Origin of the sequence: Burkholderia diffusa, assembly GCF_902499115.1 — a bacterium.
GTDB classification, from domain to species: domain Bacteria; phylum Pseudomonadota; class Gammaproteobacteria; order Burkholderiales; family Burkholderiaceae; genus Burkholderia; species Burkholderia diffusa.
The window spans coordinates 60161-80070 of sequence record NZ_CABVPN010000026.1 but is presented as its reverse complement, the minus strand read 5'-3'; the positions used below and the strand labels follow the sequence as shown (position 1 = coordinate 80070).

General features: G+C 66.0%; 19 protein-coding genes and 1 pseudogene. 14 read left to right on the top strand and 6 right to left on the bottom strand.

The window, feature by feature from the left end; all coding sequences use genetic code 11:
* The first annotated feature begins 7 nt into the window (after window positions 1-7).
* Window positions 8-199, top strand: coding sequence for a hypothetical protein (locus tag BTE28158_RS24580; RefSeq protein ID WP_151048241.1), 192 nt, complete (start codon window positions 8-10; stop codon window positions 197-199).
* Window positions 190-2082 (top strand): SAM-dependent methyltransferase, encoded by a 1893-nt coding sequence (locus BTE28158_RS24575; protein WP_151048239.1) that lies wholly within the window; start codon window positions 190-192, stop codon window positions 2080-2082. Before BTE28158_RS24580 ends, BTE28158_RS24575 begins: the two co-directional genes overlap by 10 nt.
* A gap of 156 nt (window positions 2083-2238) precedes the next feature.
* On the opposite strand, the gene BTE28158_RS24570 is transcribed toward BTE28158_RS24575, so the two are convergent.
* The 5 genes and pseudogenes from BTE28158_RS24570 to BTE28158_RS24550 form a co-directional block, all read right to left on the bottom strand.
* Window positions 2239-2811: a PAS and helix-turn-helix domain-containing protein gene (locus BTE28158_RS24570; protein ID WP_124620675.1), complete on the bottom strand. Its 573-nt coding sequence runs from the start codon at window positions 2809-2811 to the stop codon at window positions 2239-2241.
* 35 nt (window positions 2812-2846) lie between these two features.
* A complete protein-coding gene (locus BTE28158_RS24565) occupies window positions 2847-3419 on the bottom strand; it encodes a DUF5943 domain-containing protein (protein WP_151048237.1) in 573 nt (190 codons plus the stop codon).
* Between the two features lie 25 nt (window positions 3420-3444).
* Window positions 3445-4416, bottom strand: coding sequence for a dipeptidase (locus BTE28158_RS24560; protein WP_151048236.1), 972 nt, complete (start codon window positions 4414-4416; stop codon window positions 3445-3447).
* A 56-nt stretch (window positions 4417-4472) separates the two neighbouring features.
* On the bottom strand, window positions 4473-5819 hold the full coding sequence (locus BTE28158_RS24555; protein ID WP_151048234.1) for an MFS transporter: 1347 nt from the start codon (window positions 5817-5819) through the stop codon (window positions 4473-4475).
* Between the two features lie 225 nt (window positions 5820-6044).
* A pseudogene (locus BTE28158_RS24550) lies at window positions 6045-6353 on the bottom strand (helix-turn-helix transcriptional regulator); the annotation flags it as partial.
* A 333-nt stretch (window positions 6354-6686) separates the two neighbouring features.
* On the opposite strand from BTE28158_RS24550, the gene BTE28158_RS24545 reads away from it, so the two are divergent.
* The 4 genes from BTE28158_RS24545 to BTE28158_RS24530 all read left to right on the top strand — a co-directional run bounded on the left by BTE28158_RS24545 (window position 6687) and on the right by BTE28158_RS24530 (window position 10232).
* Window positions 6687-7886 (top strand): aminotransferase-like domain-containing protein, encoded by a 1200-nt coding sequence (locus BTE28158_RS24545; RefSeq protein ID WP_151048233.1) that lies wholly within the window; start codon window positions 6687-6689, stop codon window positions 7884-7886.
* A 13-nt stretch (window positions 7887-7899) separates the two neighbouring features.
* Window positions 7900-8088, top strand: a complete 189-nt coding sequence (locus BTE28158_RS24540; protein ID WP_151048232.1) for a hypothetical protein — start codon at window positions 7900-7902, stop codon at window positions 8086-8088.
* An 86-nt stretch (window positions 8089-8174) separates the two neighbouring features.
* Window positions 8175-8783, top strand: coding sequence for a pyridoxamine 5'-phosphate oxidase family protein (locus tag BTE28158_RS24535; RefSeq protein ID WP_151048230.1), 609 nt, complete (start codon window positions 8175-8177; stop codon window positions 8781-8783).
* Between the two features lie 171 nt (window positions 8784-8954).
* Window positions 8955-10232: an epoxide hydrolase family protein gene (locus tag BTE28158_RS24530; protein WP_151048228.1), complete on the top strand. Its 1278-nt coding sequence runs from the start codon at window positions 8955-8957 to the stop codon at window positions 10230-10232.
* 48 nt (window positions 10233-10280) lie between these two features.
* On the opposite strand, the gene BTE28158_RS24525 is transcribed toward BTE28158_RS24530, so the two are convergent.
* Window positions 10281-11672 (bottom strand): aminotransferase-like domain-containing protein, encoded by a 1392-nt coding sequence (locus BTE28158_RS24525; protein WP_151048226.1) that lies wholly within the window; start codon window positions 11670-11672, stop codon window positions 10281-10283.
* Window positions 11673-11833: 161 nt separating this feature from the next.
* On the opposite strand from BTE28158_RS24525, the gene BTE28158_RS24520 reads away from it, so the two are divergent.
* The 8 genes from BTE28158_RS24520 (at window position 11834) to BTE28158_RS24485 (ending at window position 19892) form a co-directional block, all read left to right on the top strand.
* Window positions 11834-13120 carry a hydroxymethylglutaryl-CoA reductase, degradative gene (locus tag BTE28158_RS24520; RefSeq protein WP_151048224.1) on the top strand — a complete coding sequence of 429 codons (1287 nt, stop codon included), beginning with the start codon at window positions 11834-11836 and terminating at the stop codon, window positions 13118-13120.
* A gap of 73 nt (window positions 13121-13193) precedes the next feature.
* Window positions 13194-13691 carry a hypothetical protein gene (locus BTE28158_RS24515; protein ID WP_151048223.1) on the top strand — a complete coding sequence of 166 codons (498 nt, stop codon included), beginning with the start codon at window positions 13194-13196 and terminating at the stop codon, window positions 13689-13691.
* The gene (locus BTE28158_RS24510) at window positions 13691-15070 is read left to right on the top strand and encodes a tripartite tricarboxylate transporter permease (RefSeq protein WP_151048222.1); all 1380 of its coding nucleotides are present in this window, start codon (window positions 13691-13693) and stop codon (window positions 15068-15070) included. Before BTE28158_RS24515 ends, BTE28158_RS24510 begins: the two co-directional genes overlap by 1 nt.
* 257 nt (window positions 15071-15327) lie before the next feature.
* The gene (locus BTE28158_RS24505; RefSeq protein WP_124901471.1) at window positions 15328-16371 is read left to right on the top strand and encodes an alpha/beta fold hydrolase; all 1044 of its coding nucleotides are present in this window, start codon (window positions 15328-15330) and stop codon (window positions 16369-16371) included.
* On the top strand, window positions 16371-16907 hold the full coding sequence (locus BTE28158_RS24500; protein ID WP_174920144.1) for a cytochrome P460 family protein: 537 nt from the start codon (window positions 16371-16373) through the stop codon (window positions 16905-16907). The genes BTE28158_RS24505 and BTE28158_RS24500 overlap by 1 nt, the downstream gene beginning before the upstream one ends.
* A 278-nt stretch (window positions 16908-17185) precedes the next feature.
* Window positions 17186-17542, top strand: coding sequence for a DUF4148 domain-containing protein (locus BTE28158_RS24495; RefSeq protein WP_151050718.1), 357 nt, complete (start codon window positions 17186-17188; stop codon window positions 17540-17542).
* 82 nt (window positions 17543-17624) lie between these two features.
* Entirely contained in the window at window positions 17625-18416 is a 792-nt protein-coding gene (locus BTE28158_RS24490) for an alpha/beta fold hydrolase (protein ID WP_124901504.1), read from the top strand.
* Window positions 18417-18488: 72 nt separating this feature from the next.
* The gene (locus BTE28158_RS24485) at window positions 18489-19892 is read left to right on the top strand and encodes an amidase family protein (RefSeq protein WP_151050716.1); all 1404 of its coding nucleotides are present in this window, start codon (window positions 18489-18491) and stop codon (window positions 19890-19892) included.
* The last annotated feature ends 18 nt before the right edge of the window (window positions 19893-19910 follow it).

Below are 19910 nucleotides of genomic sequence, written 5' to 3'. Positions count from 1 at the left end.
CGACACGATGACGAATGCAAACTCGCAGCACGGACCATTTGTCAGGGTGCATGCGCTTGTCGTAGAGCAACGATCGCAGATCATAGCGAAAACTATTTCCGTGTCGAGCGTTGCCCACGCAACCTTTGCGATTTCGCTTGCAACTGACGTGATGTCAGCTTTTATGGTCGATACCGACGACTGGGAAAAATGCGACTGAAAATCGGCGATCTGGCGAAGAAGGCGGGATTGAGCGTCCGTGCGTTGCATCACTACGATGCAATCGGATTGCTGTCGCCGTCGCAGCGCACCGACGGTGGCGCGCGCCTGTACGGGCGGGACGATCTCATCCGGCTGCATCGGATCGAGGCATTGAAGCAATTTGGGTATTCGCTTCCGGACATCAAGGCCAGCCTCGATGGTCAGTACGCAGATGCGCCGCTTCAGCTTCTGCAGCGCCAGATCGCGGAGCTCGACGCACGGGCGGCACGCGCGCATCGCCTCGGTCGTCACCTGCGATACATCGTGGACATGATCGCCACCGACGGCGAGACCACGACGACCGACTGGCTGAATGCTCTGGAGCTAATGAACATGGTTCAAAAACACCTCGATGACGACGAATTCGATGCGCTGCTGGCAGCCGGGCCGGCGTCGATGCCGTCGACCGATCCGGCATGGTCGGCGCTCATCGACGAAGTTCGCGAGGCCGTGCAGCGGCCGTTGTCGACCGACGGCGACGCGGCCATTGCGCTCGCGTGGCGCTGGATCCGGCTCGTGGTCCGGATGACCCGCAACGACCCGACGCTCGCCGCCAAGCTGATGACGATGCAGCTCGACGAGCCGCGTGCACCGCAACTCGTCGGCATCACGGCGCAGATGCTCGCGTGGATCGATGAAGCATTCGTGCACGCGCGCTGCGCGCTGTTCGCGAAGTATCTCGGCGCGTCGCAGATGGACGAGGTGCGGCGTCGCCAGTTCGCGATGATGAAAAGTCGCGCGTGGCCCACGCTGGTAGGCGATTTGCGCGCTCTGATGGAAGCCGGAGTCGATGCGGGTGCGGCACCGGTACAGTCGGTCGTCAAGCGCTGGCAGCAACTATTTCGCGACAGCTTCTGCGGAGAGGACACGGTGCTCGAGACGCGCGTACTCGATGTGATGATGCGTGAACCGGATCTGCAACTCGGCGTCGGCATCGACGATGCGTTGCTCGCCTATCTGCACAAGGCGAATTTCGCCGGCCATGACGTGATCTCGGCCAACGCCGCGCCCAAGCCGAGCGCGTTGATGGTGGCCACGCAGCGTGCTGCGCACCAGTTGCTCGATCGGCCGCTGGTGCTGGACGATCCGGTTGCCCTGGCTGTCCTCGGCGCGGCTGAAGCTCAGGCCGTGCGCGACGACATCGACCGGTTCCGGCATCCGGCTTCGGTCGGGCTGCGCAGCTCGGTGATCGTGCGTAGCCGGCTGGCCGACGACGTGTGGGCAGCGGCGCTTGAACGGGGTATTCGCCAGTATGTGGTGCTCGGCGCGGGGCTGGACACCAGCGCATACCGGCATCCCGACGCGCCAGGGCGTATCTTCGAAGTCGATCTGCCGGCGACGCAGGCGTGGAAGCAGGCGCGCTTGCGCGAGGCCGGCATCGCGGTGCCGCCGTCGCTGCATTTCGTGCCGGTTGATTTCGAGCGCGTCGGCTTGGCCGAAGGTCTTGCGCGTGCCGGTTTCGATGCGGATGCACCGACCTTATTCAGTTGGCTCGGGGTGACGATGTATCTCGACGAGGCGGCCGTCATCGATACGTTGCGCTTCATCGCCGACCGTGCCGAAGGCAGCGCGGTGCTGTTCGACTATGCGCGACCGCTGTCGAGCCTGCCTCCGATCCTGCGTATCGCGATGGAGCAGATGACGGTGCAATTCGCCGAGCGCGGGGAGCCATGGAAGAGCTTCTTCGAGTCCGAGGTGCTTGCCGGAACGTTGGTCTCGCTGGGTTTCGGCAACTGCACCACATGGGCGCCGAGCGATTTGAATCAGCTTTATTTCGCGAACCGCACCGATGCGCTGCTTCTCGGAGAGACACCCACACGTCTGGTGCTGGCGACGGTCTGAATCCCGTGCCGCTGTCGGCGCGGGTGTCGGGTAGTCGGTTGCCATCACCCGTGCGACAGCGGAGGCCGCAATCGCCCTCAAACGCTCCACGGTTTCCCGCGATGCCCCTTTTTTTCGGAGCGGGGATGCAGGATGCGCCGCTCTCGCGCGCGCAACTCACGCCAGCAGGCACGCGATCAGTTCGTGGGTCGTGCGCACCTCGTATTTCCTCAACAAGCTCGCGCGATGAATATCGACCGTGCGCGGGCTGATGCTCAGTTCCTTGCCGATTTCCTTGCTGGTGAGCCCGTGAACCAGGAATGCCGCGACGTCGCGCTCGCGATCGGTCAAGGTGCTGGTGACGTCGGGATGCTTTGCGTTCTCCGACAGGTCGGTGAAGGTCCAGATGGCCAGCTCGAAGGGCCGCTTCGGGTTGTAGCCGAAGCCGCACACGGTGACCCAGAAATGACTGCCGTCGACGCGACGCATGATGCGATCGTCGCTGAACCCCGCATGTTTCGCGAGCAGCGGCGCGAGGCGGCGGCCCGTCGTCGCGAAGTCCTTCTGCTGCGGATACAGCTTCGCGAACGACTGGTCGATGATGTCGTCGCGGGTCGCCCGGAACAGTTGCAGCGCCTTCTCGTTGCAGTCGACCATGATGCGTTCCCTGGCGACGATGGCCGCGACGGGCAGATGCCTGAAGAGATCTTCGTAGTCGAGGCTTGGCATCGTGTCGGTCATGGTCGGCATCTTGTCGACGGGTCCGAACCGTGTTCGGACCAAGGCTATCGGGCGGGTTCGCTCCCGTCGGATTGTAGCGCTTGCAACGGTTTGCGCCCGACATGAAAGACACAGCAGTAGTGTCCTTCTCCCGCGCACCGGACCTCCGAAGCATGCGCGCGCGGGCCCTTGCCCGCCGTGTCGAGCGCGGTGTCGTTGACCCAGTCCATCGCGCCGGCGAACCAGCCCGCGAACATGTAGCAGAGCTTGCCGTGCTTGTCGGGCTGCGCCAGCACGAACGACGAGTGGTGCAGATGGATGCGCGCATGCGACGTCGCCGGATCGGCTTCCGCGATGCTGAACACGCCCCAGCCGCGCTGCGACAGCCGTTTCAGATAATGTTCGAACACGGCCATGCCGCCGATGCCGTGCTGCTTCGCTTCCTTGTCGCACCAGTGATGGGCGGACTTGTAGCCGGCCGTGTAGAGAATCGACGCGTAGGCGGTGCGGCCGAGCGCTTCCTCGACGGCGACATGATTGTTCGTGAAGAAGTGACGCGGCACGTACAGCATCGGCAGCGCGTCGGTGGTCCAGACACCGGTGTCCGGATCGACGTCGATGGGCAATTGCGGTTGCATGGCGGGTGTGTATGCGTCGTACGATTCAGCCGTTCCAGACTTCGCCGAACACCCGCAGCCAGTTCTCGCCCATCACTTTGCGGATGCGCGATTCGCTCCAGCCGGCGCGTTGCATCGCGGCCGTGAGGTTCGGGAATTCGCCGATCGTTCGGATGCCTTCCGGATTGACGACCTTGCCGAAATCCGTCAGGCGACGATAGCGGCCCTTGTCGTGCGTGATCCAGTCGAAGAACTCGGTGCTGTAGCCCTGCGTGAAGTCCGTGCCGATACCGACCTTGTCCTCGCCGATCAAGTCGATCACATATTCGATCGCTTCCAGATAATCGTCGATGGTCGCGTCGGCGCCGCGTCGCAGGAACGGCATGAACATCGTCACGCCCACGAAGCCGTTTGCTTCCGCGATCTCGCGCAGCTGATCGTCCGTCTTGTTGCGCGGATGCGCCTTCAGCGCGGACGGGCAGCAGTGCGAATAGGTGACCGGCTTCTTCGAACAGGCGATCGCGTCGGACGACGTCTTCGCGCCGACGTGCGAGAGATCCACCATGATGCCGACCCGGTTCATCTCCTGAATCACTTCGCGGCCGTATCCGGACAGCCCGCCGTCGGGTTCGTAGGAACCCGTGCCGACGAGGTTCTGCGTGTTGTAGCAGAGCTGCACCACATTCACGCCGAGTTCCTTGAATACCTCGATATAGCCGAGGTTGTCCTCGAACGCATACGAGTTCTGGAAGCCGAGAATGATGCCGGTCTTGTTCTCCCGCTTCGCGCGCACGATATCGTCCGTCGTGCGCACGAGCGTGAGGATTTCGCCGTATTCGCGGATCTGCTGCTTCATTTCCGCGATGTTGTCGATCGTCTTCTGGAAGTCTTCCCACACGGAGACCGTGCAGTTGACGGCAGTGACGCCGCCCGTGCGCATGTCTTCGAACACCGAACGCTCGAATCGGGAAATGTTCAGGCCGTCGATGATGATGCTGGAGTCGTGAAGGCTGGTCATGGTGTCTGTCGATGCGTTGGATGCTTGCGGACAGGCTGCGGAAGCGGCGCCCGTGCTCAAACGGCGCCTTCGACGCCGCGCTTGGCGGACCGGGCGGCGCCCGCGATCGCCGGACCGGCTTCCTCGAGTGCCGTCTTCGACGTTTCCGGCAGGGACAGGCCGCCGATCATCGCGAAGAGCGACACGGCGATCAGGTAGTACGCGGGCGACAGGTTCGTGCCGGTCGCGGAGATCAGCCACGTGGCGACGAGCGGCGCGGTACCGCCGAAGATCGTGTAGGCGAGGTTGTACGTGATCGCCGATGCCGTGTAGCGCGTTTTCGTCGCGAACACTTCCGACATCAGCGGTGCCGTCACCACGCCCGAGAACACCGCGCCGATCGCAAGCAGCGCGACGCCGATCATCGATTGCGACAGCACGCCCGAGCCGCCGAGCGAGAACGCCGGATAAACCGACACGATGATGAAGATGCCGGTCGTGGCGATCGTCGCGCGGCGGCCGACGAGGTCGGAGAACAAGCCGGCGACCGGGCACAGGGCCGCGGCGAAGAAGAGCGCGAGCACCGTCACGAGAAGCGACGTGCCGCGAGACAAGTGCCCGGCCACTTGAAGGTAGGTCGCGAAATACGTCGTGAACGTATAGAACGACAGCGCCGTCACGGACACGAACGCGCCGAGCTTCAGGATATTCAACGACTGCGAGTGCAGCGTTTCCATCAGCGGGGCATGCGCGATGTCGTGCTTGCCTTCGAGCGCCTGGAACGCGGGCGTTTCATTCAGGTTCACACGCAGGTAGACGCCGATGAGGCCGACCGGTGCCGCGATCAGGAACGGCACGCGCCAGCCCCATTCGACCATGGCCTGCGACGACAGCGACGATTCGAGCAGATAGGCCACCACCGCCGCGCAAGCGAACGACGAGAAGGTCGATACCGGCACGAAACTGCCGAAGAAGGCGCGGCGGCGGCGCGGTGCATGTTCCATCACGTACGCGCATGCGCCGGCGTATTCGCCGCCTGCGGAGAACCCCTGGACGCAGCGAATGATCGTGAGCAGCAACGGTGCCCAGTAGCCGATGCTCGCGTAGGTCGGGAGCAGGCCGATCAACGTCGTCGAGCCGGCCATCATCAGGATCGTCAGCGCGAGGGTGCGCTTGCGTCCGATCCGGTCGCCGATCACGCCGAAGACGAGGCCGCCCAGCGGGCGGAATGCGAAGGCCACCGCGAACACCGCGAAAGTCTTCAGGAGCCCGATCGTTGGGTCGCCGCTGGGGAAGAATTCGCGCGTCAGGATGGTGGCGAGAAAGCCGTATGCGGCGAAATCGAACCATTCGACGAAATTGCCGATCGAGGCTGCGGCGATCACGCGTCGTAGCGTGCTGGTATCGACGTCCTGGGTGGTCATGGTCGTGTCCTCTTTATGTGGGCGCTTGGATTCGCGTCGAAAACCATGGTAAGGAGGACAATTACCTAGGTCTATACGTGTCAATTACCTAGGTAATCAGGGCGGGCTGCGAGGCTGCCGACCATTGAACCGGGCAACCGGGGTTGCCGTTTTGACGGTGTTACCGTCCCGCGAGCATGGCGCTGCGTTGTAAAAGTCGGCGCGCGGCCGATGATGAGAATGTCGTCAGAACAGGAGTCCCAGAATGGTCGCCTTGACCGCGGCTTCAGTCTTGTTGGTCGCATTCAGCTTGCGCATCGCATTGACGAGGTGAAATTTCACGGTGCGCTCGTCGACATGCATGATCTTGCCGATCTCGACGTAGGTTTTCCCCGCAGCAGACCATTGCAGCGACTCGCGCTCGCGAGCCGTCAACTCGACGGCAAAGTAGTTTTGACTCACATAGCGCTTGACCCAGGGCTCCGGATAATTGGGCTGCAGCATGAACTGCGGATTGGTCACCGGGAACGGAATGCGCAGGCCGAACGAACAATACTCGAATCCAAGTGCTCACACATCCGCCGTCAATTCCAAAAACACGTCGGCCTCGGATTTTGCCGCGGCGTATCCATTCAGATACTTCTCTTCCCATGCATGCATATCGTTACCTTTGCGGTCAATCTTGCCCCAAGGTCGCGCTAACGCCCGCTGCCACCCCTGCCAATTGATGACCAAACCGCAAGACCTAGTGCATAGATATCGTTTGCCGCGGCGTTAATGACTATCGACAATCGTGGCTCGAATTCCCGCCGTTGCGCCAGAAGCGCGCGTTGGCGGGCGGCCCCTGTCGGCTATCCCGGCCGTCGCCGCCACCCAGATCACGACGACATGTACGCGTTCACGCCCTCATTCCAGAATCCCGCCGGTTCGCCGATCCGCGAGCTGTTCAAGTACCTCTCCGAGCCGGGGATGATTTCGTTCGCCGGCGGCTACCCGGCCAGCGACCTGTTCGACGTCGACGGCCTGAACACGGCTGCCGAACACGCGTACGCGCAGCCGGTCCGCTGCCTGCAATACGGCCCGACCGACGGCCTCGCTGAACTGAAGCAGCAACTGATCGCGTTGATGGCGCGCCGCAACGTGACGTGCACGCCGGCCGAACTGCTCGTCACGACCGGTTCGCAACAGGGCCTCGATCTGCTGCTGCGCGTGATGGTCGCCCCGGGCGACGTCGTGTTGACCGAACAACCGGCGTATCCGGCGACGCTGTCGGCGATGCGCCTGCAGCAGGTGCACATCGTGACGATCCCCGTCGATGGCGATGGCCTCGACGTCGACCGCCTCGCGTCGCAACTTGCCTCCGGCGCGATCGTGCAGCCGAAGCTGCTCTACACGGTGCCGACCTTCGCGAATCCGACCGGCGCGACGCTTGCGCGCGAACGCCGCCTGAAGCTGCTGCGTCTCGCGGTGCAATACCGTTTCCTGATCGTCGAGGACGATCCCTACGGCGACCTGCGTTTCGCGGGAGAACCGGTGCCGTCGATGCTGGCGCTCGCGAACGAAGTCGAAGGCGCACGTGACTGGATCGTGCACTTCGCAAGCCTGTCGAAAATCGTCGCGCCGGGGCTGCGCGTGGGCTGGACGATCGCGCCGGCCGAAATCGCGCGGCGCTGCGTGATCGCGAAGCAGACGGTCGACCTGTGCAGCGCGCCGTGGACGCAAGCCACCGCCGCCGAATATCTCGCCGCCGGCGCGCTCGAGCGTCATCTGCCGCGCATCACGGCGGCCTACAAGCGCAAGTGCGATGCGATGTGCGACGCGCTGCGCGACGGCTTCGGCAATGCGATCACGTTCCATCGTCCCGAAGGCGGGATGTTCGTGTGGGCGCGGATCGGCGCGGTGTCGTCGGACGTGCTGCTGCAACAGGCGATCGCGAACAAGGTCGTGTTCGTGCCGGGCAAGGCGTTCTTCGCGGACAACGTCGACGCCGCTTCGCTTCGGCTGTCGTTCGCCGCGCCCGACGTCGACGCGATCCGGGAAGGCGTGGCGCGCCTCGTGCGCGCGTATGGTGCGGCGCTGGCCGCGTGAGGAGGAGAGACACATGAGCATCGTCGTCAACGACACCGCACGGATGGATGAAGCGCCGCGCATCGCCGGTATCCGTCCCGTCGAACACAAGTCGTCGCAGATCGGCGCGGGGCCGCAGTACGTCGCCGACGTGCTCGGCCGCTTCGGCGCGGATTCGACCGACACGCGCGACGCCTCAGCGGTCGTCCTCGGCTACAACTGAACCGCATGGCGGGGGCCTGCAACGCAATCCCGCCGCCGAAACGATTAAGCTGGCGTGATCGAACCACGCAGGATCGCCAGATCATCATGTCCGACATCGATATCGAATCGCTCACGGAAACGTACGACCGCCTCTGGTCGTGCCTCGAGTCCGGCGTCGGCGTACAGCGCTCGCCGTTCACCATGGTGCAGGTCGCGACGCTCGGCCTCGACGGCGCGCCGAAGGTGCGCACGATCGTGCTGCGGCAGGTGAGCCGCGCCGATCATCGGCTGTCGTTCCATACCGATGCGCGCTCGGAGAAGGTCGTGGAGCTGCGCCGCGATCCGCGTATCGCGATCGTCGCGTACGATCTCGATTCACTCGTGCAGATTCGCGCGGAAGGCGTTGCGACGATTTGCGACGACGAAGCACAACGTCGCGCGGTCTGGCAATCGAGCCGTCCGCATACGCTGCTGCTGTATCGTGCACCGCTGCGCCCGGGCACGCCGATCGAGTCGCCGGAAGACGCGCACGTCACCGCAAGCCCGGGCACGGGCACGCGCACGGCGACCACCGACGACGGCTACCGGAACTTCTGCCTGCTCCACGTCACGGTGACGCGCATCGACTGGCTCGACCTCGCCCGCGACGGCCATCGTCGCGCGGTGTTCGACGTGAGCGACGACGGCTACGAAGGCCGCTGGATCGCGCCTTGACGGCGCGGTCGCGTCCCGGCTACAAACGCGTACAAACCAGACACATCCCCGATACGTCAGACCTTTCAAATGGGCAACGCCGCGCAACCGGCGCCCGCCCGAATGAAAGCGAAGGCGCGCCCCGCCGCGCGGCATGTTCACTTTCCACTTCACGAAAGGAGATGCCGAACGATGTCTTCCACACAGTTTTCCCCGATGCGTCGCCACCTGCTGGCCACTTCCGTGGCCGCCGGCGTATCCGCGATGCTGCCCACCGCGCTGCAGGCGGCAACCGGCGGCGACGGCATACGTCCGTTTACCGCCCATATCCCCGATGAAGCGCTGGCCGACCTGCGCCGCCGCATTGCAGCGACGCGCTGGCCGGGCCGCGAGACCGTCGCCGACGAATCGCAGGGCGTGCGGCTCGCGCGCATGCAGGCGCTGCTCCGTTACTGGGGCACCGACTACGACTGGCGCAAGGGCGAGGCGCGCCTGAACGGTTTCCCGATGTTCATCACCGAAATCGACGGGCTCGACATTCACTTCATCCACGTGCGTTCGCGGCACGCGAACGCGATGCCGATGATCATGACGCACGGCTGGCCGGGTTCGATCGTCGAGCTGCTGAAGGCGATCGGCCCGCTGACGGATCCGACCGCACACGGCGCGAGTGCCGACGATGCGTTCCACGTCGTCGTGCCGTCGCTGCCGGGTTTCGGTTTTTCGGGCCGTCCGACGAAGACGGGCTGGGGCTCCGATCACATCGCGCGTGCATGGGGCGAGCTGATGGCGCGCCTCGGCTATACGCGCTTCGTGTCGCAGGGCGGCGACTGCGGCTCGGTGATCTCGCACCGGATGGCGATGCAGCGCGTGCAGGGCCTGGCCGGGATTCACGTGAACATGCCGGCGACGGTGCCGCCGGATATCGCGACGCTGCTCCAGACCGACGCGCCGGCACCGGCATCGTTGTCGCCGAAGGAGAAGGCCGCGTACGAGAAGCTCGCGACGTTCTACCGCGACAACTGCGGCTACTCGGCGATGATGGTCACGCGCCCGCAGACGGTCGGCTATGCGCTCGCCGATTCGCCGTCGGGTCAGGCCGCGTGGATGTACGACAAGATCTCGCAGTGGACCTACAGCGGCGGCGTGCCCGAACGCTCGATCCCGCGCGACGAGATTCTCGACGACATTTCGTTGTACTGGCTGACCGACACGGCGACGTCCGCGGCGCAGATTTACTGGGAGGATCACTCGAACAACTTCAACGCGGTGGACATCTCGCTGCCGGCGGCGATCACGGTGTTCCCCGGCGAGATCTACCAGGCGCCGCGCAGCTGGGCCGAGCGCAGCTATCGCAACCTGATCTACTTCAACGAAGTCGACAAGGGCGGGCATTTCGCGGCCTGGGAGGAGCCGGAACTGTTCGCCCGGGAAGTGCGTGCCGGGTTCCGGCCGTTGCGTAGCGCGTAAGCGGGGTTTGACGGGAAAACGCGGGCCGGTTGCGATGCCGGCCCGCGTTCATTGCGACGTGAGCGTCTTCAACGCGTGCGCAAACCGCTTGTCCGCCAGATACGCGACGTTGAACCGGCAATACGCGGACGGCTGATCGGCCTGCGGCGAGAACACCGCGCCCGGCGCGAGGATCACGCCGCGCTCCAGCATCGCCTGCGCCAGTGCCATCGAATCCGGCCAGCCGGGCATCGCGGCCCACAGATACAGGTTCTGCTCGCACGGCCGATAGACCTGTGCGCCGAGCCGGTCGAGCGCGTCGAGGGCGGTGCCGGTCGCACGTCGCAGCTTCTCCTGAAGATGATTCGTATGCCGGAGAAAATGCCCGTCGCTGACGATTGCGTCGAGCGTGCGCTCGCAATACTCGGAGCTGCTCACATGGGTCAGCATCTTCACGTCGGCGAGGTCGCTCGCGAGTGCCGCATTGCACGCGAGGAAACCCACGCGCAGCGCTGCCGACACCGATTTCGAGAAACTGCCGATATAGATCGTGCGGCGCAACTGATCGAGTGTCGAGATGCGCGTGAGCGAGCGTGGCCGAAGGTCGGCCAGCGCGTCGTCCTCGACGATGATCAGGTCGTGCGCCTCAGCGAGTTGCAGGATGCGGTGCGCCTTGGCCGCACTGGTATCGGTCGCGGTCGGGTTGTGCCCGACCGATTGCGTGAAGAACAGCTTCGGCCGGTAGGCGGCGATATGCTCGGCCAGCTTCGCGACATCGGGGCCGTCGATCTCGCGCGGCACGCCCACGACGTTCGCGCCGCTCAGCTTGAGCTTGCCGAACAGCGGGTAGTAGCCCGGGTCGTCGACGAGCACGGTGTCGCCGGGGCGCACGAAGTAGCGCAGCACGAGATCCATCGCCTGGTTCGCGCCGTGCGTGAGTACGATCTGCGCGGGCGATGCCTCGATTTCGTAGCCGGCGAGCTTCTGCTGCAGCGACTGGCGCAGCGGCAGATACCCGAAGCGGCTGCCGTAGCGGAACAGCGACGTGGAGCCGGTACGCATGATGCGCTGCTGGTACTGGTTCAGCCGCGTCTCCTCGAGCCATTCGATCGGCGGGAAGCCTTCGCCCAGATTGAGCACGTCGGGCTTCTCGTGAAGCTGCTCGCGCATCAGCCACACGATGTCCATCGCGCGGTCGAGCGAGCTCGGCTCGTCGATGGTGGGCGCGGCCGCCGCGCGCCGCGTGACGAAGAAGCCGGAGCCGCGGCGCGGCTCGATCAGGCCATCGGCGGCGAGCAGCTCGAACGCGCTGATCACGGTGTTCTTCGAACACCCGGACGCCTCGGCGTATTCCCTGATGGAAGGCAGTTTCGCGCCGGCCGGCAACACGCCTTCCTCGATCTGTCTGGCGAGATTGTCCGCCATGGCGCCAGACAGGCTGGCTCTTGCACGCTGTTTCATCGCGATGTTCCGTCGGGCGGATTCACTGTCATGGGTACGGATGTCCGGCTGTCTGGTCGGTCTGTACCTTTTCAATGGGTACAGCGTGACTATTATTCGGCTATCCGCTGCCCGCCGCAACCGTGGCAGGCCACACCGCCACCCCGAGACAGAACGACATCATGTCCATCGATTCCGCGTTGCCGAATTTCCGTGCGCTGACACCTGCACAACGTTTGTCCCACCTCGCCCGCGTCGTCGGGCTCGGCGATGCCGAGCACGCGCTGTTCGCTTCGCCGGGCGCGCTGCCGCTCGATACCGCGAACGGGATGATCGAGAACGTGATCGGCACGTTCGAGCTGCCGATGGCCGTGGCCGGGTACTTCCGGATCAACGATCGCGACGTGATCGTGCCGATGGCCGTCGAGGAGCCGTCGATCGTGGCGGCCGCATCGTATATGGCGAAGCTGTCCCGCGCGGCCGGCGGCTTTCGCACGTCGAGCAGCGGCCCGCTGATGCGCGCGCAGGTGCAGGTGATCGGCGTCGGCGACCCGTACGGCGCGCGGCTCGCGATCCTGCGGCACGCGGCCGAACTGATCGAACTGGCGAACGGTCGCGACAAGGTGCTCGTCGGCCTCGGCGGCGGTTGTCGCGACATCGAGGTACACGTGTTTCCCGACACGCCGCGCGGTGCGATGGTGGTCGCGCACCTGATCGTCGACGTGCGCGACGCGATGGGCGCGAATACGGTCAACACGATGGCCGAAGCCGTCGCGACCCGCATCGAAGCGATCACCGGCGGGCAGGTACGGTTGCGGATACTGTCCAACCTCGCCGATCTTCGCCTGGCGCGCGCAGAGGTACGGTACTCGGCGCAGACGCTCGCGACCGACGACTATTCGGGAGAAGCGGTGATCGATCGGGTGATCGATGCATACGTATTCGCGGCGACCGACCCATACCGCGCCGCGACACACAACAAAGGAATCATGAACGGCATCGATCCGGTGGTGGTCGCGACCGGCAACGACTGGCGCGCGGTGGAAGCCGGCGCGCACGCGTATGCGAGCCGCAACGGCCGCTACACGTCGCTGACGACGTGGGAGAAGGCCGACAACGGCGACCTCGTGGGCACGATCGAGATGCCGATGCCGGTCGGGCTCGTCGGCGGCGCGACGAAGACGCACCCGCTCGCGCGTCTCGCGCTGAAGATCATGAACGTGACGTCGGCGCAGGAACTCGGCGAGATTGCGGTCGCGGTCGGGCTTGCGCAGAATCTCGGGGCGCTGCGCGCGCTCGCGACCGAGGGGATCCAGCGCGGCCACATGGCGCTGCATGCGCGCAACATCGCGGTGGCGGCCGGCGCAACCGGCGCGGACATCGACCGGATCGCGCAACGGATGGTCGCGGCGAACGACGTGCGCACGGATTTCGCGGTCGCGTTGCTGGCAGGGCGCAGCGACGGCTGATCCGCGGCCGTCGTGCGGCATGCCGCATGACGCGCCGGTACGGCCGGCGACATATCAATCAAGGAGGAGACACATGGAACAGACCGGTTCAAGCGCCGTATCGGCGGTGCCGCATCGCGGACGGCCGTCCGCGCATGTCGATGCGTCGGCCGACACGCTCGTCGAGGTGTGGGGCGACACGGTCGCCACGAAACACCTGGCATGGTCGGTCCTGCTCGGCGTCGCGATCAGCCTCGGCGCCTTCGAGGCCGGCCGGTTCGCACTCGCGTCGTTCGTGCAGGATGCGGCCATCGCGCGGGCTTATGCAATGCTGATCGGCCTCGGCGGCTGCCTGCTGGGCGGCGTGCTGTGCGCGTTGCTGTTCAAGCCGAAGCGCACGGTGATCGAGCACGCGGCCGGCGGCCCCGAGCGCGACGAAGCGCTCCGGCAACTTGCCGAAGCATCGGGCGGCCTCGGCGCGGCAAACGACCTGTCACCGAGTGCGCGTGCCGAAATGGAAGAACTCGGGCTGCTCGACCTGTTCGCTTCCTACGAAGCGTCGTCCGCGCGGGCGCGCACGGGAGGCCGCTGATGGACGCATTCGTGCATGCGTTGCCGTCCGCGCTGGCGATGGGGCTGCTCGGCGCGATCGTGTTCTCGGGCATCGGCCTGATCTCCGGCACGGACGAAACGACGACGATCGCGCCGCTTACGCTGCTCGTCGCGCTGCTCGGCGTGCCGCCCGCCGGCGTGTTCACGTTCTTTCTCGCGGGTGCGGTGGCCAAGCACATCACGCATTCGATCCCGACGGCGCTGCTCGGCATTCCCGGCGACACGATGGCCGCGCCGCTGTTGCAGCAGGCGACGCTGCTGCGCGCGCTCGGCGTACCGCACATTGCGCTGCGCAAGATGATTTCCGGCGCGATCGTCGCCGCGTTCGTCGCGCTGCCGCTCGCGGTGCTGTTCGCGTCGCTGCTCGCACCGTTCGGCACGGCGATCGCGAAGGCCGCACCGTGGGTGTTCCTCGCGGCGGCGGTCGGGATCGCATATTTTTCGGCGGGGCGCTGGGCGTCGGTGCTGCTGCTCGTGCCGTTCGTGATGCTGGTGGTCGGGCTGCAGGCGCTGACCGGTCGTTACGGCGTGAAGCTGAGCGTCAGCTACTTCCTCGGGATCGCGATCGGTCCGTTGGTCGCCGACCTGTTCTCGATCCTGTCCCCGGCCGAGCGGCGGCGCATGCGTCGCGACGGGCCGTCGACGTTCGTGCTCGCGCCGGACGTGAAGGGCTGGCGCGGTTACTTCCCGAATCCGCTGAAGGTGCTCGACCGCGAACAGGTCGGATGGACGGTCGGGACGGCCGTCGTGTCGAGCGCGACCTTCGTGTTCAGCCCGGTCGCGATGACGGTGCTGATGGGCGAGATCGTTGGCGCGCGCGTGCGCCATGCGTATCAGCGCCTGACGACCGTGATCGCCGCGCGCAACGGCGTGACCGAGGCGACCTACATCGCGGAGGCGCTGATTCCGCTGATCGCGTTCGGGTTGCCGCTGAGCCCGGTGGCGGCAGGCCCGGCCGCGCCGCTGTTCAATGCGCCGCCGCGCTTCACGGTCGACGCGGCGAGCGGGCAAATTCACAACCTGCATACGCTGATGAGCTGGCCGGAGTTCCTCGGCTACGGCCTGCTGTCGATCCTGCTGGCGGTGCTGATCGCGTATCCGCTCGCGATGCATCACGCGCACCGCGCGGCGGCGTTCGTCGCGCGCAAGCTGAGCCACGAGGCGATCATCGCGACATTCGCGGGGCTGATCGTCGTGATCGGCGTGTGGGAAGGACAGTTGCCGGGGCTCGCGGTGATCGTCACGGTCGGCCTGTTCGGCGGGATGCTGTCGCGCCTGTTTGCATTCAACACGGGCGTGCAGTTCATGGGGTATTACGTCGCGGTGCTCAGCGTGCCGGCGATCGTCAAGCTGTTCTGAAGCGCCGGCGCACGGGGTCGCGTGTGCCGCGCGGCCCCGGGACGCGCCGTTTCGCAGGCGATTTTTGAATCGCTGTATGTCGTACCGGAACACAGATACGTTGGGATACAAAGCCTCCGGATGGTTCGGATATAAAACCGATGAAGCGATTCACAAGGGCGGCGCGGTGCCACGTGCCGCCGCCGTGAACGGCGATACCTGAACGCCCGCACGTGCCGCGGGCCACTTCCTTAGCGATCGACAATGGAGAACGCGTCATGCCTGATACCGTGAACACCCGCCGCCGCCTGATTCTGGGCACGACACTCGCCAGCCTGAGCCTCGCCGACCTCGGGTTCGGCTCGCTGGCACGCGCGCAGTCGGCGCCCGATGCGTCTGCGCCGAAGCGCGCGGCCGGCGCGGCCTCGCTCGGCAAGATCCAACAGATCGACGCGGGCGTGCTGAACGTCGGGTATGCGGATCTCGGACCGAAGAACGGCCCCGTCGTGTTCCTGCTGCACGGCTGGCCGTACGACATCTACAGCTACGCGGAAGTCGCGCCGCTGCTCACGGCGGCCGGCTATCGCGTGATCGTGCCGTACCTGCGCGGCTACGGGTCGACGACGTTCCGCTCGGCCGACACCGTGCGCAACGGCCAGCAGGCGGTGACGGCCGTCGACATCGTCGCGCTGATGGATGCGCTGAAGATCGATCGCGCGGTGTTCGGCGGCTACGACTGGGGTGCGCGCACGGCCGACATCATCGCGGCACTCTGGCCGCAGCGCGTGAAGGCGCTGGTGTCGGTGAGCGGCTACCTGATCGGCAGCCAGGAGGCGAACCGCAAGCCGCTGCCGCCGCAGGCGGAATTCCAGTGGTGGTATCAGTTCTACTTCACGACCGAGCGCGGTGCGCTCGGCTACGCGGCGAACCGCGACGCGTTCAACAAGCTGATCTGGCAGCTCGCGTCGCCGAAGTGGCAGTTCTCCGACGAAACCTACGCGCGCAGCGCCGCATCGTTCCAGAACCCCGACCACGTGGCCGTCGTGATCCACAACTATCGCTGGCGCCTCGGGCTTGCGAAGGGCGAAGCCCAATACGACGACATCGAGCGGCGGCTCGCCGCCGGCCCGGCCATCACCGTGCCGACGATCACGATGGAGGGCGACGCGAACGGCGCGCCGCATCCGGAGCCTGCCGCTTATGCGAAGAAGTTCACGGGCAAGTATCAGCACCGGACCATCACCGGCGGCATCGGCCACAACCTGCCGCAGGAAGCGCCGCAGGCATTCGCGGATGCGATCCTGCAAGTGGAACACCTGTGATGCGGGCAGACACGGGTGCGTTGCGCCGCGGCGCGCGCCGTGCGCTCGTCGCGGGCGCGCTGCTGGCGGGCGCGTGGTCGGCGAGCGGTCCGGCCGCGTTCGCGGAGCAGCCGAAGCCGGCGGCATCGCCGATCTACGGCGTGACGATCCCGCCCGGCTACCGCAAGTGGGAAATGGTCGCGCCGGCCGAGGAAGCGGCGCCGCTCGACGAATTGCGCGTGGTCCTCGGCAATCCCGTCGCGATCCGCGCGCTCGAACGGTCGACGCTACCGTTTCCGGACGGCACGATCCTCGTGAAGCTCGCGTACAAGCGCAAGCAGTCCGAAGAGTTCGCGCCGGCGACGGTGCCCGGCCAGGCGACGACCGTGCAGGTGATGGTGAAGGATTCGCGCCGTTACGCGTCGACGGGCGGCTGGGGCTTCGGGCGCTTCATCAACGGCGTGCCGGCTGATATCGGTCAGCACCAGACCTGCTTCGCGTGTCATCAGGCGCGCGTGAAGAATCACGATCTTGTGTTCACGCGGCTTGCGCCCTGATGTGACCTGACCGGATCGGTCTGACGGAAAGGCGTGCCGCGCGTGGCACGCCTTTTTTCATGGTGGGGGGCGGGCGAGCGGTGTGTTGGTTACCGGGTTTGTATCGCACTGTATCGGGAACCGCTGCGGAAACATCGGATTGCACAACGCCCCTGTTTCGGAAACATGCCGGATACGTGAGCGGGTTCTACTGTCGACATGCAGCAAACGTTCGGTGCGAGACGTTCGCACCGGATGCCGAGTGATCGATACCCCAACTTCCTCCAAGGAGAAATCTCATGAAAGCCGCTCGAATCCTCGCAGTTGCCGTGCTCGTTTCGATCCCTGCATTGTCGTTCGCCGATACCGGCCACGGCCTCACGCGTGCCGACGTGCGCGCCGACCTCATCCGGCTCGAGAAGGCCGGCTACAACCCCGCCGGCAGTGAAGCGCATTACCCGGACGATATCGCCGCCGCAGAGAGCGCCGTCGCCGCGGCGCAGCAGGTGGCACGCTCGGACCAGAACGGCCCGTCGAAGTCGCAGGACGACAACGTGGCTGCCGCGTCGGCGCGTGCCACCGGCTACGCCGCGGCCGACAAGCGCGCCGCACGGAACGCGCGGACGGACACCGACGATCTGTACGCGCATTCGTGATGCGTTGCCGCGCCTGCCACGCGCGGGCGCGGCCGCATCGGAAACACTTCAGATGAACGACACGACGGAAAGGAGCATGAAGATGATCGGTTTGACGAAACGGGTTCTGGTGTCCGCGGCGGTGCTCGGCGGGCTGTTCGGTGCGGTCGCGGCGCAGGCCGCGCCGAAGGACGACCTGAAGGGCACGAACGTCGTGCTCGTGCACGGCGCATTCGCCGACGGGTCGAGCTGGAACCGCGTGATTCCGCTGCTCGAAGCGCGCGGCTTGCACGTCGTGTCGGTGCAGAACCCGCTGAGCTCGCTGGCCGACGACGCAGCCGCGACGAAGCGCGCGATCGACGAACAGAAGGGCCCTGTCGTGCTGGTCGGCCATTCGTGGGCCGGTGTCGTGATCAGCGACGCCGGCAATGACGACAAGGTGAAGTCGCTCGTCTACGTCGCGGCATTCGCGCCGGACAACGGCCAGTCGATCGCCGACGTCACGCAGGGGTTGCCGGCCCCGTCGTGGGCCGGCGAACTGCGCAAGGACGGAGGCGGTTTCGCGACGCTGTCGGACAAGGCGATCGCGCAGGATTTCGCACCGGACCTTCCGCCCGCGCAGCAACGCGTCGTCGCGGCGACGCAAGGGCCGTGGTACGGTGGCTGCATCTCGGAGAAGGTCGCGCAGGCCGCGTGGCATGCAAAGCCGTCGTCGTTCGTTGTCGCGACGCAGGACCGGATGATCGATCCGAAGCTGCAAGAGGCGATGGCGAAGCGGATCGGCGCGACGGTCACGCGCGTGAACGGCAGCCACGTCGCGATGCTGAGCCAGCCCAAGGCCGTGGCCGACGCGATCATCGCGGCCGCGGAACGTGCGAAGCAGGATGCGCAGTGAGTGAATGCGGCGCCGCGTGGCGGATGACGTGGCGCCGTCGGTGATTGTGATGTCCTTTCACGAGGAGAAGTCATGACGCAGCAACTCTGGCAACTGTCGGCGACTGAAATTGCGAAACGCGTGCGGCAACGTGAAGTGTCCGCGCGGGAAGTGGCGGATGCCGCACTGGCCCGCCTCGACGCGGTGAACCCGGCGATCAATGCGGTGGTCGAGCATCGCCCCGACGACGTGCGGCGGCAGGCCGACGACGTCGATCGCGCGATCGCCCGCGGCGACGATCCGGGCCCGCTTGCCGGGGTGCCCGTGACTGTGAAGATCAACGTCGACGTCGCGGCGTTCGCGACGACCAACGGCACGCGGTTGCAGGAAAACCTGATCGCGAGCGCCGACAGCCCGTCGGTGTCGAACCTGAGAAAGGCCGGCGCCGTGCTGCTCGGCCGCACCAATTCGCCGACGTTCGCGCTGCGCTGGTTCACGTCGAACCTCGTGCACGGCCATACGTACAATCCACGCAACCGTTCGCTGACGCCGGGTGGTTCGAGCGGCGGCGCGGCGGCTGCCGTGGCCGCCGGGATCGGCCCGATCGCGCTCGGCACCGACATCGGCGGCTCGGTGCGTTATCCGGCCTATGCGTGTGGCGTGCATGGCATCCGGCCGTCGCTCGGGCGTGTGCCGGCATTCAATGCGTCATCGCCGGAGCGTGCGATCGGCGCGCAACTGATGTCGACGACGGGGCCGATCGCACGCACGATCGACGATCTCGCGCTGGCGCTGCGTGCGCTCGCCGCACCGGACCCGCGCGACCCGTGGCACGTGCCGGTGCCGATCGACGGTCGCCCCGTGCCGAAGCGCGCGGCGCTGTGCGTGCGTCCGCGCGGTCTGGAAGTCGTGCCCGAGGTCGAGGCCGCGCTGCGCGATGCCGCGCGACGGCTCGTCGACGCGGGATGGGCCGTCGAAGAAATCGACGATACGCCGCCGATGCGCGATGCCGCGCTGTTGCAGGAGCAACTCTGGCTCGGCGACGGATTCGATGCGCTGGCAAACGCGGTGGCAAGCGACGGCGATCCGGGCGCGGCCGCGGTGATCGCCGCCGTGCGCGGCAAGGTGCGCGATCTGCCGGCCGACGTGATCAGCCGTGCGCTCGTGCGGCGTACGACGCTGACGCGGCAGTGGCGCCTGTTTCTCGACGAATATGCGGTGTTGTTGTTGCCGGTGTCGTCCGAGCTTCCGTTTCCCGACGATCTCGATCGGCAAGGGCCGGAAGCGTTCGAGCGCGTATGGGAAGCGCAGCTCACGCTGCGGGCGCTGCCGGCGATGGGGCTGCCGGGGCTCGCGGTGACGACCGGGATCGTGAACAACGTGCCGGTGGGGGTGCAGGTGGTTGCCGCGCATCATCGCGAGGATCTGTGCTTGCTCGCGGGGCGTGACATCGAGGGGCGCGGCGCGCCGATCGTGGCAGTCGATCCGGTACGCTGATGCGGTGACGGGCGTGGT

What these genes read in the sequence shown, in the direction of transcription:
- BTE28158_RS24580 (WP_151048241.1), top strand. Translation starts at nt 8, where the DNA reads ATGACGAATGCAAACTCGCAGCACGGACCATTTGTCAGGGTGCATGCG.
- BTE28158_RS24575 (WP_151048239.1), top strand. Translation starts at nt 190, where the DNA reads ATGCGACTGAAAATCGGCGATCTGGCGAAGAAGGCGGGATTGAGCGTC.
- BTE28158_RS24570 (WP_124620675.1), bottom strand. Translation starts at nt 2,811, where the DNA reads ATGCCGACCATGACCGACACGATGCCAAGCCTCGACTACGAAGATCTC.
- BTE28158_RS24565 (WP_151048237.1), bottom strand. Translation starts at nt 3,419, where the DNA reads ATGCAACCGCAATTGCCCATCGACGTCGATCCGGACACCGGTGTCTGG.
- BTE28158_RS24560 (WP_151048236.1), bottom strand. Translation starts at nt 4,416, where the DNA reads ATGACCAGCCTTCACGACTCCAGCATCATCATCGACGGCCTGAACATT.
- BTE28158_RS24555 (WP_151048234.1), bottom strand. Translation starts at nt 5,819, where the DNA reads ATGACCACCCAGGACGTCGATACCAGCACGCTACGACGCGTGATCGCC.
- BTE28158_RS24545 (WP_151048233.1), top strand. Translation starts at nt 6,687, where the DNA reads ATGTACGCGTTCACGCCCTCATTCCAGAATCCCGCCGGTTCGCCGATC.
- BTE28158_RS24540 (WP_151048232.1), top strand. Translation starts at nt 7,900, where the DNA reads ATGAGCATCGTCGTCAACGACACCGCACGGATGGATGAAGCGCCGCGC.
- BTE28158_RS24535 (WP_151048230.1), top strand. Translation starts at nt 8,175, where the DNA reads ATGTCCGACATCGATATCGAATCGCTCACGGAAACGTACGACCGCCTC.
- BTE28158_RS24530 (WP_151048228.1), top strand. Translation starts at nt 8,955, where the DNA reads ATGTCTTCCACACAGTTTTCCCCGATGCGTCGCCACCTGCTGGCCACT.
- BTE28158_RS24525 (WP_151048226.1), bottom strand. Translation starts at nt 11,672, where the DNA reads ATGAAACAGCGTGCAAGAGCCAGCCTGTCTGGCGCCATGGCGGACAAT.
- BTE28158_RS24520 (WP_151048224.1), top strand. Translation starts at nt 11,834, where the DNA reads ATGTCCATCGATTCCGCGTTGCCGAATTTCCGTGCGCTGACACCTGCA.
- BTE28158_RS24515 (WP_151048223.1), top strand. Translation starts at nt 13,194, where the DNA reads ATGGAACAGACCGGTTCAAGCGCCGTATCGGCGGTGCCGCATCGCGGA.
- BTE28158_RS24510 (WP_151048222.1), top strand. Translation starts at nt 13,691, where the DNA reads ATGGACGCATTCGTGCATGCGTTGCCGTCCGCGCTGGCGATGGGGCTG.
- BTE28158_RS24505 (WP_124901471.1), top strand. Translation starts at nt 15,328, where the DNA reads ATGCCTGATACCGTGAACACCCGCCGCCGCCTGATTCTGGGCACGACA.
- BTE28158_RS24500 (WP_174920144.1), top strand. Translation starts at nt 16,371, where the DNA reads ATGCGGGCAGACACGGGTGCGTTGCGCCGCGGCGCGCGCCGTGCGCTC.
- BTE28158_RS24495 (WP_151050718.1), top strand. Translation starts at nt 17,186, where the DNA reads ATGAAAGCCGCTCGAATCCTCGCAGTTGCCGTGCTCGTTTCGATCCCT.
- BTE28158_RS24490 (WP_124901504.1), top strand. Translation starts at nt 17,625, where the DNA reads ATGATCGGTTTGACGAAACGGGTTCTGGTGTCCGCGGCGGTGCTCGGC.
- BTE28158_RS24485 (WP_151050716.1), top strand. Translation starts at nt 18,489, where the DNA reads ATGACGCAGCAACTCTGGCAACTGTCGGCGACTGAAATTGCGAAACGC.